Source organism: Hongsoonwoonella zoysiae (assembly GCF_013266695.1).
GTDB classification, from domain to species: Bacteria; Pseudomonadota; Alphaproteobacteria; order Rhizobiales; family Stappiaceae; genus Hongsoonwoonella; species Hongsoonwoonella zoysiae.
In genome coordinates, this window is the sequence record NZ_JABRXF010000003.1 from 124,055 (window position 1) to 137,547 (window position 13,493).

Here is a 13,493-nt window from a genome sequence, read left to right on the forward strand (position 1 = left end):
ACCGTTCAGAAATTCAGTTACCTGAGCGGCCGTCCGCTCTTGGCGTCGACGACGCGTTTCGTCACCTTTCCGCCGGAAAGCACGGATAGCACATAGACCAGACGTCCGCCCTGCTCGCATAGGTCGGCCCGCACGATTTCCCCGCCCACGGATCGCGAGACCGCGCCGAGCGGGCGCGCCTGCCCGCTTGCCACAGCCTGTCGGGCCTGGGACTGGTTGAGGCACGCCGCCCACGCGGTCTCGCCCGAAAGGGCAAGAGCCAGGAACCCGGCAAGAGCGCCTGCTGTGATTTTCCGGTATCTTTTCATGGGCGCGATCCTGCAACACGTTGCATGAATAGCACATGAACATATCGGCAATCGAAACGACAGTTCCCTCGGTTTCCAATCGTTTTTCCTAAACCCGAAGCTCCGCCTCGCCGGGAAGCCCGCGCCCGACCGCACCCGATATCTGGTGAATGCGGATATGGAATACCGATTGCGGCGAACCGAATATCGAAAGCTCGCCGTCCGGCTCCAGCCGCAGTTCGGGCCGTTCGGCGGCCAATGTCGCCAGAACCTCACCTGATGGAGACAGAAACTCGGCCTCGTAGGCCTCGCGTTCCTCGCCCAACGGGACGTCGGTTCCAATCCAGTTGTCGCCGCCGATGCGCGTGCGCCGGATCCAGCGGAATATCACCGCGCCATCGGCCTCGCGGCTCGCTTGGAGGTGCACCGGATCGAGCGGCAGAACGCCCCGGCCAGTGGCCGCATGATCCAGCGTGACGGTTGCCGTTCCGTCGAGCGGCTGCCCCTCCGGCACGATCCGGTAGCTTTCCTGCAGCCCCAGCCGGTCGAGCGACAGCGGCAGCGTAACGAAGGCATCGTCGATCAGCACGACGCGCGCGCCCTCCGGCAATCCCGCATTTGCCCCCGCTTCCGTGCCCAGTTGCCCTCGCAGCAGGCGGCTCAGCCTGTAGCGCCTTTCACCGATCAGTTCCGCGCTCTGGAACTGGAATATTTCTATTTCGCCGTCTTCGGGGATCGCCACCAGCGTATTCGCACCGCCAAGCACATCGAGATCGGGCCTTGAAGACAGAATTCCGCCGTAAAGCTCCACCTCGGCCTGCGTAGCGTTGTCCCAGCGTCCTGTCGGTCCCGGCATCAGGCCCGTCGCAAGCTCTCCCATGGTCGCCGGCCGCTCGATCCGCGTCACAGGCGCAAGTCCCCCCATTTCGGCACCGCGGTAGACGGCAAGCCCGCCGGGCCATGGCGAAGCAAAGGCGGCGATGCGCGGCGCGTGGTCGGCCTCGCCGCCGGGAAGTGCAGGAAGATCGACGATGATCGCCTCCGCCGGGCCGGATCGGGAAAGCGTCACCCGCCCCAGCCCGCCGAATTCGTGCGTTTCATGGGTAATCACCGGCGGCGCGCTCACGCTTCTTGCCGCGACGAGCCGGACAGGGCCATCCTCCACCGTTTCCACCCGCAGCGTAATTTTCCGGGCAAGCCCCGATTCTTGCGACGGCAGAAGATCGAGAATATCGCCCGGCTCCACATCCAGGCGATGCGGGGAAAGCGCAAAGCGGATGTCCTCCCGCTCCGCCCATTGGCGCACGAGCGCCTGTTCTGCGTAGCGGCCAAGCGTTTCCGCGTCCGCGACGGCGCCCGTATCCGTCTCGGCCACGCGGCGGCTTTCGCCTTCGATCCTGCGCGAGGCAACGACGAAGCGCCGGTGATCGCGCAAGACGTCGCGGGCGGCAAAGCGGATTTCCGCCGCCAGATCGCTCGCATGGTTGCGCAGGATAGAAACCGGCGGCTCGTCCGGCCCCGCATCGGCAAGGTCGTCCTCGCCGATTTCGGAAACGGGCGGCCGCCATGCGGGCGCAAGCGTTATCCGGTCGCCGAGATCCGCGCCCGTTGCGCCGAACGCCGTGCCGAGAGGCTCGATCACGCGCCGGGGCGAGGCCGGCCCCGCAACGGCGATACCATCGATGACGCCGGTTACGTTTTCGGCTGTCAGTACGTGACCCGGCACGCCGAGGTCGAGCGCGAGACCCTCCGCAAGGCCTTTCAGCGACATCCCGCCCAGCCTGCCGTTCAGCCAGTGGCCCGCACGCCAGTTCGCCCCGTCCGCCCAGACGTCCGCGCTTGCCGGAAAGGTCGGAAAGGGCCTCGCGTCCCACGACCAGAGATGAATATTGGAGGCATCGACCATCGGCCCGCCATAGACGGACGACACCGGGTTGTCGCCCATCGCGAAGTCCGGGTGATCGTCGCTCCACCAGCTCAACTGCGCTTCCAGCGCGCGGCGCTGCATCAGGTCGTCTCGCGCCCCGGTGGAAAAATGCGGCAGCGCGCTTTCGGCGGATTTCGGGTCGGGAAAGACGTTCGGCTGGTTCGCACCCTTGTCGACGGCGGGAAAGCCAAGTTCGGTGAACCAGATCGGCTTTGCCTCCGGCACCCAGGCCGTCGGCGCAGCATCTTCCACGCCGGCCGTTCGCTCGAAGTGCGGGTTCGCCCACCAGCCGGCAAGGTCCTTCGCCCGGAAAACGAATGGCTTTCCGTATGCCCCGTCGGTTATCGGCGTGCGGGTGCCGGCCTTCCGGTCCTCCTCGCTAGCGTAATACCAGTCGAAATATTCTCCGCCCGCGATGGACCCGCGCAACGCTTCGATGTCGTACGGGTCGAAGTTTCCGTCCGGGTCGCCGCCGTCGCGCTGGTCGGCGATCGGCAGGTAATTGTCGATGCCGACCATGTCGATCGCCGGGTCCGCCCACAGCGGGTCGAGGGGAAAGCGCAATTCGCCCGGCACCGGTGTGTGGCTGCCGTATTCGCTCCAGTCGGCGGCATAGGTGATCTTCGTTTCCCCTCCAACGATGGAGCGCACATCGCCCGCAAGCGTGCGAAGCGCTTCCACGAAAGGGTAGCCGCCCGCATTATCGCCGAGCCTCGTCAGCCCGCGCATTTCCGAACCGATCAGCATCGCGTCGACGCCGCCCGCGGCTTCAGAAAGATGCGCGTAATGGAGAATGAAGCGCCGGTAGCTCCATTCGGTCGGCCCGTTGTAGCCGACGCCCGCCGCCTGCGGCTGAAAATCGCCCGGCGACGCCCTTCCGGCAAATGCCGCTATCTCACCCGCAGCCGCCGCCTGTCCATCCGATCCCGTAATCCTGCCCCGCCATGGGTAGGCGGCCTGTTCCTGCCCGCCATAGGGGTCCGGCAGCGCATTCCCGGGCGCGATATCCATCAGCACGAAGGGATAGAGAACGACGCGAAGTCCGCGCGCCTTCAGCTCCTTGATCGCGGAGATGACGGAAGCGTCGGACGGCGTGCCTCCATAGGCCGGGTGCCCGTCGATGAGGCTCACGGTTTCGGCCTGCGCGCGCCCGATCCCGCTGACGGCCCAAGTTGCGCCGCGCGTGGTCTTCGCCGCATTTTCCGTCTTCGGGCGAATGGTGCATTGCCCCGCGCGCAGGTCGTCGCCGAACCAGGCCACCACCAACGCCACGCTTTCAAGGTTCGGGCAAAGCGCCGTCAACTCATCGAGCGAGGCAAGGAAATTGCTGTCGGCGTGCAGGACGTGCCGGTTTTCCGTCTCGCTCACCCCGCGCCTTGGCGTGCGCGAGACTTCCTTTGGTTCATAGACGAATTCGCCCGCACCGGGAATGATGCTCACCGCGCGCACCATCGGCTCCAGCCGGTCGGCGGCGCGGATCACCTCGAAGGAAAGCTGCGGCAGGCGGTTGCCGAAAGGTTCCAGCGGCAGCCGCTCGAAGACGACATAGGCCGTATGGCGATAGGCCGACGTCTCGCCCTGCTTCGCCGAAATCAGCGGGTCGGCGGGCTGCTCACCCGAACCGAGGTAGACACGATAGGTCAGGTTCGAAAGGTCGAGCGGCTTGCCGTCCGCCCATACCCGGCCGACGTGGCTTAGGGACCCCTGGGCAAGCGCGACCGCGAAATTGGCGAAATAGCGATAGCTCCTGACGCTCGCACCGCCACGGTCGCCGCCCTTTCCGCCCTGGCGCTCCTCGCTCACCGCCTCCTCGAAGCGCGTCGCCCAGATCACTTGGCCCGCAAGCCGCACACGACCATAGATAAGCGGGATAGATGCGCCTTCGCTCGACGCCTGCACGTCGAGGTCGGCAAGCCTGCGGCCTTCGACGGTCCGGCTCTCGCCGAAAAGCGCGCTGTCGATCGCGCTTCCCGCGATCGCACCCGCCGCCTGGCCCAAAACAGCACCCAGAGGTCCGCCGAAGGCCGCACCCAGCGCCTGCCCCGCCGCTGTCAGAACGAGCGTTGCCATTAAAATACCTCCGGAAAGGAAAATGCCGCCGCCACCCGCCTGCGCCATGCCGGCACGAACGGGCTTTCGACGACGGATACGCCCTCATAGGCGTGGATGATGGTTTCAGGCGTCGTGAGAAGTGCGGCGTGTTTTGCCGGTGCGCCATCGCGCCAGCGGAAGAGAAGCACCTCTCCGGGCCGCGCTTGCGCCACGTCCACCTCGCGCATGTGCCGCCGTGCCGCTTCGAGGAAGGTTTCCCTGCCCCCCGCCTCCGCCCAGTCGGGGCCATAGGGCGGCATCGCTTCCGGCTCATGCCCGTATAGCTCGCGCCAGAGCCCGCGAATGAGGCCGAGGCAATCCGCACCCGCGCCCTTGCAGCTTGCCTGATGGCGATAGGGCGTGCCGATCCAGCCGCGCGCCATCGCGACGATCCGCTCTCGGTCGATCATCGGAAATCCCGTCGGTTGTTCAGGAAGGAAAACGCTCAGGAAACGACCGGGCCGCCGTCGTTCTCGCCCGTGTCGCGGCCCGGATAGGCAAGCGCGAAATCGTTTCCGGGCATATGCGGAAAGCCCTGGAAGTTGAGTCCATTGCCGAATTTTTCTCGACAGGTGCCGTAGCGTTTGTCGCAGCCCGCCTGCAGCCGCACGATCGTCCCGCTGGCAGGCGCATCGGCAAACGGCAAGAGCAGGTCGACGATACGATCATCGCCGTCTTCACGGTCGCCGACGATCTCCACCGAGCGCCCCGCCATCGCGCCGTCCAGCACCGTCAGCCGCCCGCCGGAAAACCAGCTCGGCCCGTATCCGCCAAGCCCGGAGAGCCTGATCCGTCCCGCCTCGCTGCCGTCCGTCACCACGCCTTCGCCGCTGAAGGCCGGGTCGGTCACGTCCACCGTGCAGCGCCGGTCGCCCAGATCCGCATCGCAGAGGCGGGAAAAGACACGGCCCCTCGCCTGATCGAGGTGATGGGCGAGCGAGCGAAGCTCCGCCTGGAACGTCGCGCCCGTCCGGCGCACCTCGCCGATCTCGGCTTTCCTCAGGAGCATGAAATGTTCGGGCGCGCTCCAGTCGACGCGGGTGACTGTGACGCTCGCCCCGTCCCAGAGCCCGGCGTCGAGGTCTTCCGCCGATATCGCGTCGGATGACAGGAACCCCGTCGCTTCAGCGCTGCCTGCCGCAAACCCGGGGCCGGAGGTCGCGGATCCCGTTTCCAGCCCCTGCCCCGGTTCGTGGCTGACACCACCCAGAAGGATCGCCCGGTCATGATCGGTAAAGCCGAAAACGGCGCCATCCTTGCGCGTCACGGTCCAGCAGGTCGCAAGCGTCGTCGTTTCGCCGGCAAGCCGCGCGGCAAAACCGTCCGGAATTGTTTTCATTGAAATAACTCAGGTGGAAGGGAGGATTTCGATCAGCGGCACGCTCGGCAGCCGTCCCGCCTCGAAATGCGTCAGGCTCATTTCCAGCCGGTCCGTATCGAAGCGCACGGGAACGTCGAATTCGAACCCCGCCGTCACCTCCGTACCTGCCGCAGGTGGCATGGCGAGCGTCACCGTTCCCGTCTGCGCATCGAGCGTGAAATCAGCACCCTCGCTCAGTTCAACCCCGTCGACGGCGACCCGCACGCTCCCCGCCACCGGCTTGGCAATATCGCGGGCGTAGGCGTTGGCGCCCGCGCCATAAACCTTCACAAGCTGAAAGGCCGTCGCCGCCCCGTCGCCCCCGCCGATCTCGCAATCGAACGGCGAAACGCCCGCACCGGCTTGAGCGGAAGAATTGTCGAACGGGTCCTTGAAGCGGAAACCGTAGAGCCGACCCCTCGCCCGCTCGAAGAACGCCTGCACCGCCTGAAGGTCCTGAAGCGAGCGAATGCCCGTGCCCGCGTCATAACGCCGCCTGGAATGCTCCCAGCGCGCGTTTCGTTTCTCCCGGCCGGACGCAAGCGTCACGACATCCGTGCGCCTTTCCGGCCCGCCGCTCGCGCCGAACGCGATTTCGGCCGGGAACCGTTCGTCAAGAAAGCCTGCGGCCATCGAAGATATCCTTTTTTTGATTTCCCTCAAGGAACGAGGCGCCGAATACGGCCAAGTTCAGCTCATCGAATGGAGGTCAAAAAAGACGATGAGCCACGTCCCCCACGAATTGCACGAAGAATTCCCAGAAGCGGCGGAAGCCATCCATGCCCTCAAGGGCGCGAATGCGCATTTCGCGCGCCTTGCGGATGAATACCACTCGGTCAACCGGCAGATTCACCGTGTCGAGACGGAGATCGAGCCGACATCGGACGAAGCGCTCGAAGAACTCAAGAAACAGCGCCTCTATCTGAAGGACGAAATCGCCGCGATGATCGCGACGAGCCGAAACGTCGGCGCCTGAGCCCCTCCTCTTCAGAGCCGGCGTCATAGCCCGCGCCGTCCCCGTCCGACGGCGCGGGCAACCATTGCCGAGATCTGCGTTTCGGAGCGCATGAAGCTTTCTGCATCGCGCGTCGTGATGTTGAAGACGATCGGCGGATTTTTGCCCTCTCCCCCGTTCACCGCAACGCCCAGTCTGCCGTTTGTGCCCCGTTGAAGCGGCAGCACCGCTTCCGGTCCCGCCTCCCCGGCAAGGCCGAGGCCGTTGCCGGCTGGAAAGAACGTCGGCGCGGCAATAACGCCGCCCTTGGCGAAAGGCGTCACGCGCGGTCCCGAAAGGGCGTTCGAAATCCCGCCCGCCGCCAGATTCCCGATGCCGGAAAACGCCCTGGAAAGGCCCGCGCCAAGTCCCTGCTCGACAGGCCTTAGCGCCCGGTCGAGAAGGCGTGAAGAAAGCCTGAGCGCGATGGAGCGAAACAGGCTGTCGAGCCTCGCGCCATCGGCCAGCGCATCGCGCAATCCGCCTCTGAGAGAACGGGATATCGCGTCTGCGCTCACCCGCGCGGCATCGAGCCGCCGCGAAAATGCATTTAGTTCTTGCGTCGGAATATCGACGGCCACCGGATCGTCGGGCATTTCCGTCCTCCTTCGTCTCTATCCAGGGTTAAAAGGCGTGACGCCGCATGGATGCATGGATCGAGGCCACCCCTGTCCGATCAAGAAATCCGCCTGAGCGGCTTCGCGCGTTTCCCGCGCACGCTCCGCCCTCACCCCGGGCCTGACCCGGGGCCCAATCACGGTTCAACATGCGAGGGCGATGGGGAAACCCGTTGGGCGATGCCACGAGCCTATTGATATTTCGAGGTATTTTGCGAGGTGGATTAGGTCCCGGATCAAGTCCGGGACGACACCGAGGATGGACACTGCCACTCCCCTTCGCCAAGCAGTCGGGAAGCGAAGCCGCATCCTTCGCGATTTTCAACGCCTCACCTTCCATCCGGATATCTTTCCATCAGCCCGTTGAGAACGCCGCGCGAGATCGGCAACCGCTCGTCTGGCACGCTGAAGAGATTTGCGATTTCGCGCGGGGTCGCGGCCCAGAAGTCGCCTGGCCTCCAGCCAAGCTTCCCAAGACAAAGCGAAAGCAGCGCCTTCCAGGGAAAGGGCGCCGGACCGTCCCCCGCGCCTACATAGGGTTTGACGGGTCAGCCGCTTCCTCGCCGCTCCCGAATGTTGCGGCAAGAAGGTCGGCGGCGACCGCCGCGAAACCCGCCGCCCCGCCTGGCGCGACCATGTTCGACACCTGCTCGTCGTCGACGGCGTTTCCCGCCCCGCGAAGGCCCGCGCCGATGATCTTCGTGAGGTCGGATGCCGAAAGCCGCCCGCTCGAAAACCGCTCGGTCAGCGCGCCCAGGTCCTGCGCGCCGTAGGCCGCCTCCAGTTCCGCCAATGCGCCGAGTGTGAGCACCAGTGTCCAGCGCCGCCCGTCAAGCACCGCCTCGATTTCGCCTCTCAGCCGGTTTGCCATCGCTCAGGCCCCCGTGAAGGTCAGCGCGCCGGCGGATTCCAGCGCAAGATCGTATGTCACTTCGCCGTTGTACTCGCCTGCATAGTCAAGGCTCGCGATCTGGAACAGGCCCTCGATGGTGCCGAAATCCGGCACGACCACCTGCCAGTTGCGGATCGTGCCGTCGAAGAAATAGCCCCGCACCGCCGCATCCGACGTGCCGTCCTTGAAGATGCCGGCGCCTGAAACGCTTGCCGAGCGCGTTCCTGCGCCTTCCAGAAGCTCGCGCCAGCGCCCGGCACTTTCGGCGTCCGTTACGTCGACCGCACCCGCGTTCAGCGAAATCCGCCTTGCGCGAAGTCCCGCCACGGTGACGAAACTTCCCGCCCCGTCCGTATCGCATTTCAAAAGAAGGTCCTTGCCCTTCTGTGCCGTCATTTGAATATCCTTTCAGTTGAAACGAACCGCGATCCGTTCACTCCGGTTCGCTCACCGCGCGCAGGCGCAGCCGCCCGCGCCATGTGCGCCCGTCGGAAAGCCTCTCGCTGCGGCTGTCGCGAATTTCGAGGTTGGAAAGCCGGTAGCCAATGAGGGCGATCGCCGATCCGTCCAAACTCGCCCGCATCGCCTCCAGCACGTCGAAGGTCTCGCTCCGGCTGGCTGCGCGCGAGAAAACGAAAAGCTCAAGCCGGTGTTCGCTCGCGCCGTCCGCGTCGAGCGGCTCGCTTTCCATCGTGCCCAGCGTGACGAACGGATGCGCGGCACCGCGCGGGCTCCCGTCGAAGACATTCGCTCCGCCCAGAAGCGCGGTCAGCGCCGCATCGCCGCGAAGCTCAGCGACAATGGCGGCCCGCAAAGCCTTTGCAGCATTCATCGCCCTTCCTCCTCAAGAAGAAGCTCCATCGCGCCCTTTCGCCGCGCAATATCGGAAACGGCGAGCACGCGAAACTTCCGCGCCCCTTCGACAAGCCGCCAGCCTCCGGACACATCCTCGCGCGTGCGGATCGTCGCGCGGTGGGTGACGATGCCGTCGATCCTGCCGCCGTTCGCCTGTTCGGACGGCAAGGCGCGCCGCAGTTCCACCCAGATATCGGAGACAGTTTCGAACTGCAGTTCCGCATGGCCGTCGCCCGCTTCGATGCGCATGGGGCTCTCCAGCCGCATCACGCGGTCGAAGCGCCCGGCTCCCTTGGCCCGCGTCACAGGCGCGGCACCCGGTATCCTGCGACAAGCGCATCGAAACCGAAGGGAATGCTTGCGGTCGCGGCATCAATGCCGGCTTCCCGATGCTCGAACCAATGCGCGACAAGCAGCAGGATCGCCTGGCGAAGCGGGGCCGGAACATCTTCGCCCGCATCGCCATATCCAGCGGTGAGCTCGATCTCGATGCCGTTGAGCGACCGTGAGCTTGCGCCCGCACCCGCCTTCACCTTCAGCCGCGCGGGCGCGCTGATGCCGTCGAGATCGTAGTCGGCAGCGTCGAGCGCAACCGGCATGCCCTCCGCGTCGAACACTGTTACGGAGGTAACCGCCTGCACCGGCGTCACCGGCAGGCGCACCACGCGGCCCGGTGGCCAGTCGTCCAGGTAAAGCCGCCAGCCTTGCGTGATCAGCGCCCGCCGGATCGTGCGCTCCACATGCTGGCGAGCGGCCCCGATCAGCCGCGTCAGAAGCTCGTCTTCCTGCACGGAGGCCACGCGAACCTGCGCCCGCGCGTCGTCAAGCGTCACCGGCTCCACGGCCGGCGGCGTCGTGATGATGAATGTCATGGGATTTCCAGAGAGATTATAAAAAGACCTGAATGGACGTGAGCGTCGTTTCCGAACGCCAACCTCTCGCTCGTCATGCCCGGGCTTGACCCGGGCACCCATTACGAGATGCCCTCATTTATCGCCGGCACCCGGACGCGATCCGGGTGCCGGCGATGACGAGACGAGAGGTCGCACCTAACCCGCCATCACACCGCAAACGTCAGCAACTTGATCGCGTCGAAGTCCTGCACGCCGCCGCCTACGCGCTTGGTGGTGTAGAACAGCACGTAGGGCTTGGCGGAAAACGGATCGCGCAGGATACGCACACCCGTGCGGTCGACGACGAGATAACCACGCCGGAAGTCGCCGAACGCAATGGCCGGCGCATCGGCTGCGATATCCGGCATGTCCTCGGCTTCGCTCACGGGAAAGGTCATCAGCGTCGCCGGCTGGCCGACGGCTGCGGGCGGCTGCCAGATGTAGTTGCCATCACCGTCCTTCAGCTTGCGCACCGCCCCTTGCGTGCGCCGGTTCATGACGAAGCGCCCGTTCTGGCGGTAGCCGCTCTTCAGCGCATAGATCAGGTCGATGAGCACATCGGCGGGATCGGTGGCCGGAAACGCGCCGGACGCCCCCGTCGACACCGTGCCGAGGTTGCCCCACGTCCAGGCGCTTTCATCCACTCGCGGATAGTCGAGGAAGCCGCGCGGCTTGTTCACCCCGTCGCCATTGACGAAAGCCGCTCCCTCCTGCTCGGCGAAGGCCGTTTCCACTTCTTCTGCGATCCAGGCGTCGACGTCGACGGCCGCATCCTCCAGAAGCGTGGCGGTCGCTGCCGGCATGGCGTAAAGCTCCATCGTCGGGAAGGCGAGTTCGGCAAGCGTCGGCCCGGTGGTCTGCGGGCGCGCCGCCGTCTCGCCCACCCAGCCGGTCTGCGGTCCGGCGATGGAAAACGGTTTCTTGAACACGCTCGCGGAAACCTGCCGTGCACCGGCGATCGCGCGGATCGGCGAAACATTGGCGAGGCGGCGCAGGATTTCGCTTTCCGTTTCCTCCGGCACCAGGTAGCCGCCGTCCGGGTCGGAGCCGACGGAAAGCGCCTTTTCCTCCAGCGGTCTCAGGTTTTCCTCGCGTCCAGAGCGCACATAGGTTTCGAAGGCGGACTTGTGCTCGATCTGGGCCGTGGAACTCATGCGTTCGCCGCCCGCCTCGCGCTGCGGGCGGCTGCCTTTCAGCGAAATTTCGTCGAGCCTGCGCATCTGCTTGTCGAGGGCCGCGTCGATCCGCTCCAGCTTGTCGCGGGTCACGGTGTCGCTTGCAGAACGCATCTCGATTTCACTCAATCTTTCGTCGTTCGTCTCGCAATAAACCTCGAAAGTGCGCTGAAGATCCTCCACCGCGCGGCGGATGTCGGCCTCCGGCAGCCCGGCCTTGGTCTCGAAGGGTTCGGGGTAATTATGCGTGTCGTATCCGTTCATGCGGTCCTCATGCCTTTTTGAAATGGGAAGCAGAGCGGACAAAACCGCCGCCGTGCTCCAGGGAAATTGCGGGTGAAAATCTTCGCGCGGGTCCAGATTTGGTCAGCCGCGCGAAGTCCTGTTGCGGGAAGGTGACGAGCGAGATTTCCCAAAGGTCGATCTCGTAAAGCCGGCGCAGGCCCGAGCGCGGGTCGCGCACGGCCCGCCTTGCCCGAAAGCCGATCGAAAGCCCGTCGAGCGCGCCCGAGGCGATCAGCCTGGCGGCGTCCTCGGCCTGCGCGACACCGGGGATGAGGCGCCCGCGCACGTAGAGCCCGCGCGCATCCTCGCGGATCTCCTCCCACACGCCCACGGGCCGTGCCGGGTCGTGCTGCCAGAGCATGCGCACCCGCCCCGCGCCCCGGCGCCTGAGCGAACGGCGGAAGGCGCCCGCGCGCACGATATCGCCGCCCTCGTCGGCAATGCCGAAGAGGCTCGCGTATCCTTCGACGATCCGCCCGTTGGAACCTTCGGCCGGCCTCACGCAGCCCGCCTCCCGGCACGCGGGCGTTCTTTCAGAAGCTGTTCGAGCGTGATCGCGAAGCGCGAAAATACGGCCCGGTGCCCGAAGCGGGCACGCGGCGCCCTGCCTTTCAGCGGCATGGCATTCTCCTTGGGTTTGCTTGTGGAAATTGGAGTACTGCGTTGGCGGTCCGTCGAAATGAACCATATCTGTCGTCAAGCCCGGCGATGAAGATAACCAAGGCCAAGGAAACCGCGGCCTCACCCCTTCCTTTCATATCCGCCGAACAACCCGTTGATCCTGGCGATCGCCGCCACGAAATCGTCGAACCGCCGGTTGGAGGCGATGAGTTCGCGAAGCGTGAGCGCCAGAAGCGTGCTCGCAGAGGACGCCCAGACGAAGAGGACGAGATGGGCAAGGTCGCCGCGCTCGCCGATTTCCCGGAAAAGCTCCTCCATCAGCCCTCTCCCTCATCGTCTATGCCGTAGCCAACGGCCACGCGCTTTTCGTTGCGGGTGAGGAAGCTTGCCGCCTCCACCCGCCGCCACAGCGCCTCGCGCTCGGTGGAAAGCGCCTCCACCCGGTCGGCGTCGGGTTCCAGCCGCAGCCGCTCGCCGTACGCCGGCCCCAGCCAACGGGCCAAGGCTTCGGCCGTTCTGGCTGTAAGCGGCAGCACTGTCTGGCGCCAGAACGCCCGGTTCGCCTCTTGATAGTTGGCGTAGGTATTGTCGCCCGGAATGCCGAGCAGCATCGGCGGCACACCGAAGGAAAGCGCGATCTCGCGCGCCGCCTGGTTCTTCGCCTCGATGAAGTCCATCTCCTTGGGCGCAAGGCCCATCGGCTTCCAGTTGAGCCCGCCTTCGAGCAGAAGCGGACGTCCGGCGTTCCTGGCGCCCTGATAGCCTTCCTCCAGCTCAGCCTTCAGCCGGTCGAACTGCTCGTCGGAAAGGTTCGCCCCTTCCGGCCCGCCGTAGACAAGCGCACCGGAAGGCCGCGCCGCATTGTCGAGCAGCGCCTTGTTCCAGACACTTGCCGCGTTGTGGATGTCGAGGCTCATCTGCGCGGCTTCTATCGGCGCGAAACCGTAGTGATCGCTCAGAGGATGAAACACCTTGAGGTGCAGGACCGGCGATATCGCGCCTTCTTCGCGGGTGAAACGCACGGTCCGTCCCGCCACGGAATAGTCGTAAGCCGCAGGCCACCCGTCGGCTCCCGCCACCACCTTCACCCGGTCGGGGCGCAGCGCATGAAGTTCGCGCGGGCTCCCGTCCAGTGTGACGAGTTCGAGATAGGCATTGCCCGCCACCAGCAGATAGCCGTAAACCTCTTCAAGAAGCGTGCGCCCGCTCTCCATCGGGTTCGGCTGGCTGAGCAGGGCAAGCACCGGGTGGTTATCCGTCTCCCTTTCCCCGTCATAGGCAAGCCAGGGCACGCTTGCGGCTGCTTCGGCGATCATCCTTACCGCCCGGTGCACGACCGGGTTCTTCGCGTAGCCTTCACGCGCCAGCGCCGTGTAATCGCGCGGCGTCCACACCGGCCGGCCCGCGCCTTGCAGCGCGATCAGCGGCCCCGTTTTCGAGGCTTTGGTGTCGTCGGGCCGGCGCGCGACCGATTCAAAAAGCCGTTTCAAGATCAT

The 13,493-nt window shown here is 65.5% G+C and carries 17 protein-coding genes and 1 pseudogene; 1 reads left to right on the plus strand and 17 read right to left on the minus strand.

All coding sequences use genetic code 11. The annotated features are described in order from the left end of the window. Positions 1-17: 17 nt before the first annotated feature. From HPQ64_RS16950 to HPQ64_RS16970, 5 genes are all read right to left on the minus strand, one after another. Entirely contained in the window at positions 18-308 is a 291-nt protein-coding gene (locus HPQ64_RS16950; RefSeq protein ID WP_210260349.1) for a PepSY domain-containing protein, read from the minus strand. Positions 309-396: 88 nt separating this feature from the next. Continuing rightward, a complete protein-coding gene (locus HPQ64_RS16955) occupies positions 397-4,284 on the minus strand; it encodes a baseplate multidomain protein megatron (protein ID WP_172889767.1) in 3,888 nt (1,295 codons plus the stop codon). Further along, positions 4,284-4,715 (minus strand): NlpC/P60 family protein, encoded by a 432-nt coding sequence (locus HPQ64_RS16960; protein WP_172889769.1) that lies wholly within the window; start codon positions 4,713-4,715, stop codon positions 4,284-4,286. Before HPQ64_RS16960 ends, HPQ64_RS16955 begins: the two co-directional genes overlap by 1 nt. Positions 4,716-4,750: 35 nt before the next feature. Further along, complete coding sequence (locus HPQ64_RS16965; RefSeq protein WP_172889771.1) at positions 4,751-5,644, minus strand: DUF2163 domain-containing protein; 894 nt, start codon at positions 5,642-5,644, stop codon at positions 4,751-4,753. 9 nt (positions 5,645-5,653) lie between these two features. Continuing rightward, positions 5,654-6,298 (minus strand): DUF2460 domain-containing protein, encoded by a 645-nt coding sequence (locus HPQ64_RS16970; protein WP_172889773.1) that lies wholly within the window; start codon positions 6,296-6,298, stop codon positions 5,654-5,656. Between the two features lie 88 nt (positions 6,299-6,386). Here HPQ64_RS16970 and HPQ64_RS16975 point away from each other — a divergent pair, with 88 nt between their 5' ends. Next, positions 6,387-6,641, plus strand: a complete 255-nt coding sequence (locus HPQ64_RS16975) for an HP1242/YdcH family protein (RefSeq protein ID WP_172889775.1) — start codon at positions 6,387-6,389, stop codon at positions 6,639-6,641. Between the two features lie 23 nt (positions 6,642-6,664). Here the strand turns inward: HPQ64_RS16975 and HPQ64_RS16980 are convergent, their stop codons facing one another. From HPQ64_RS16980 to HPQ64_RS17030, 12 genes and pseudogenes are all read right to left on the minus strand, one after another. Further along, positions 6,665-7,255: a phage tail tape measure protein gene (locus HPQ64_RS16980; RefSeq protein WP_172889777.1), complete on the minus strand. Its 591-nt coding sequence runs from the start codon at positions 7,253-7,255 to the stop codon at positions 6,665-6,667. Positions 7,256-7,605: 350 nt separating this feature from the next. Next, positions 7,606-7,770, minus strand: a pseudogene (locus HPQ64_RS16985) (phage tail assembly chaperone); the annotation flags it as partial. Between the two features lie 35 nt (positions 7,771-7,805). Next, positions 7,806-8,147 (minus strand): gene transfer agent family protein, encoded by a 342-nt coding sequence (locus HPQ64_RS16990; RefSeq protein ID WP_172889779.1) that lies wholly within the window; start codon positions 8,145-8,147, stop codon positions 7,806-7,808. 3 nt (positions 8,148-8,150) lie between these two features. Continuing rightward, positions 8,151-8,564: a phage major tail protein, TP901-1 family gene (locus HPQ64_RS16995; protein WP_172889780.1), complete on the minus strand. Its 414-nt coding sequence runs from the start codon at positions 8,562-8,564 to the stop codon at positions 8,151-8,153. Between the two features lie 37 nt (positions 8,565-8,601). Continuing rightward, a complete protein-coding gene (locus HPQ64_RS17000; protein WP_172889782.1) occupies positions 8,602-9,000 on the minus strand; it encodes a DUF3168 domain-containing protein in 399 nt (132 codons plus the stop codon). After that, entirely contained in the window at positions 8,997-9,329 is a 333-nt protein-coding gene (locus HPQ64_RS17005) for a phage head completion protein (RefSeq protein ID WP_172889784.1), read from the minus strand. The genes HPQ64_RS17000 and HPQ64_RS17005 overlap by 4 nt, the downstream gene beginning before the upstream one ends. Continuing rightward, the gene (locus tag HPQ64_RS17010) at positions 9,326-9,895 is read right to left on the minus strand and encodes a head-tail connector protein (RefSeq protein ID WP_172889786.1); all 570 of its coding nucleotides are present in this window, start codon (positions 9,893-9,895) and stop codon (positions 9,326-9,328) included. Before HPQ64_RS17010 ends, HPQ64_RS17005 begins: the two co-directional genes overlap by 4 nt. 188 nt (positions 9,896-10,083) lie before the next feature. Then, positions 10,084-11,355, minus strand: a complete 1,272-nt coding sequence (locus tag HPQ64_RS17015; protein WP_172889788.1) for a phage major capsid protein — start codon at positions 11,353-11,355, stop codon at positions 10,084-10,086. A gap of 7 nt (positions 11,356-11,362) precedes the next feature. Then, positions 11,363-11,878: an HK97 family phage prohead protease gene (locus tag HPQ64_RS20490; RefSeq protein WP_343036055.1), complete on the minus strand. Its 516-nt coding sequence runs from the start codon at positions 11,876-11,878 to the stop codon at positions 11,363-11,365. After that, positions 11,875-11,997 carry a hypothetical protein gene (locus tag HPQ64_RS20660; RefSeq protein WP_281358317.1) on the minus strand — a complete coding sequence of 41 codons (123 nt, stop codon included), beginning with the start codon at positions 11,995-11,997 and terminating at the stop codon, positions 11,875-11,877. The genes HPQ64_RS20490 and HPQ64_RS20660 overlap by 4 nt, the downstream gene beginning before the upstream one ends. A 120-nt stretch (positions 11,998-12,117) precedes the next feature. Further along, on the minus strand, positions 12,118-12,315 hold the full coding sequence (locus tag HPQ64_RS17025) for a hypothetical protein (RefSeq protein ID WP_172889792.1): 198 nt from the start codon (positions 12,313-12,315) through the stop codon (positions 12,118-12,120). Then, positions 12,315-13,493: a phage portal protein gene (locus HPQ64_RS17030; RefSeq protein WP_172889793.1), complete on the minus strand. Its 1,179-nt coding sequence runs from the start codon at positions 13,491-13,493 to the stop codon at positions 12,315-12,317. The genes HPQ64_RS17025 and HPQ64_RS17030 overlap by 1 nt, the downstream gene beginning before the upstream one ends.

Coding starts and splice junctions, on each gene's coding strand:
- HPQ64_RS16950 (WP_210260349.1), bottom strand. CDS start 308: ATGAAAAGATACCGGAAAATCACAGCAGGCGCTCTTGCCGGGTTCCTG.
- HPQ64_RS16955 (WP_172889767.1), bottom strand. CDS start 4,284: ATGGCAACGCTCGTTCTGACAGCGGCGGGGCAGGCGCTGGGTGCGGCC.
- HPQ64_RS16960 (WP_172889769.1), bottom strand. CDS start 4,715: ATGATCGACCGAGAGCGGATCGTCGCGATGGCGCGCGGCTGGATCGGC.
- HPQ64_RS16965 (WP_172889771.1), bottom strand. CDS start 5,644: ATGAAAACAATTCCGGACGGTTTTGCCGCGCGGCTTGCCGGCGAAACG.
- HPQ64_RS16970 (WP_172889773.1), bottom strand. CDS start 6,298: ATGGCCGCAGGCTTTCTTGACGAACGGTTCCCGGCCGAAATCGCGTTC.
- HPQ64_RS16975 (WP_172889775.1), top strand. CDS start 6,387: ATGAGCCACGTCCCCCACGAATTGCACGAAGAATTCCCAGAAGCGGCG.
- HPQ64_RS16980 (WP_172889777.1), bottom strand. CDS start 7,255: ATGCCCGACGATCCGGTGGCCGTCGATATTCCGACGCAAGAACTAAAT.
- HPQ64_RS16990 (WP_172889779.1), bottom strand. CDS start 8,147: ATGGCAAACCGGCTGAGAGGCGAAATCGAGGCGGTGCTTGACGGGCGG.
- HPQ64_RS16995 (WP_172889780.1), bottom strand. CDS start 8,564: ATGACGGCACAGAAGGGCAAGGACCTTCTTTTGAAATGCGATACGGAC.
- HPQ64_RS17000 (WP_172889782.1), bottom strand. CDS start 9,000: ATGAATGCTGCAAAGGCTTTGCGGGCCGCCATTGTCGCTGAGCTTCGC.
- HPQ64_RS17010 (WP_172889786.1), bottom strand. CDS start 9,895: ATGACATTCATCATCACGACGCCGCCGGCCGTGGAGCCGGTGACGCTT.
- HPQ64_RS17015 (WP_172889788.1), bottom strand. CDS start 11,355: ATGAACGGATACGACACGCATAATTACCCCGAACCCTTCGAGACCAAG.
- HPQ64_RS20660 (WP_281358317.1), bottom strand. CDS start 11,997: ATGCCGCTGAAAGGCAGGGCGCCGCGTGCCCGCTTCGGGCACCGGGCC.
- HPQ64_RS17025 (WP_172889792.1), bottom strand. CDS start 12,315: ATGGAGGAGCTTTTCCGGGAAATCGGCGAGCGCGGCGACCTTGCCCAT.
- HPQ64_RS17030 (WP_172889793.1), bottom strand. CDS start 13,493: ATGATCTTGAAACGGCTTTTTGAATCGGTCGCGCGCCGGCCCGACGAC.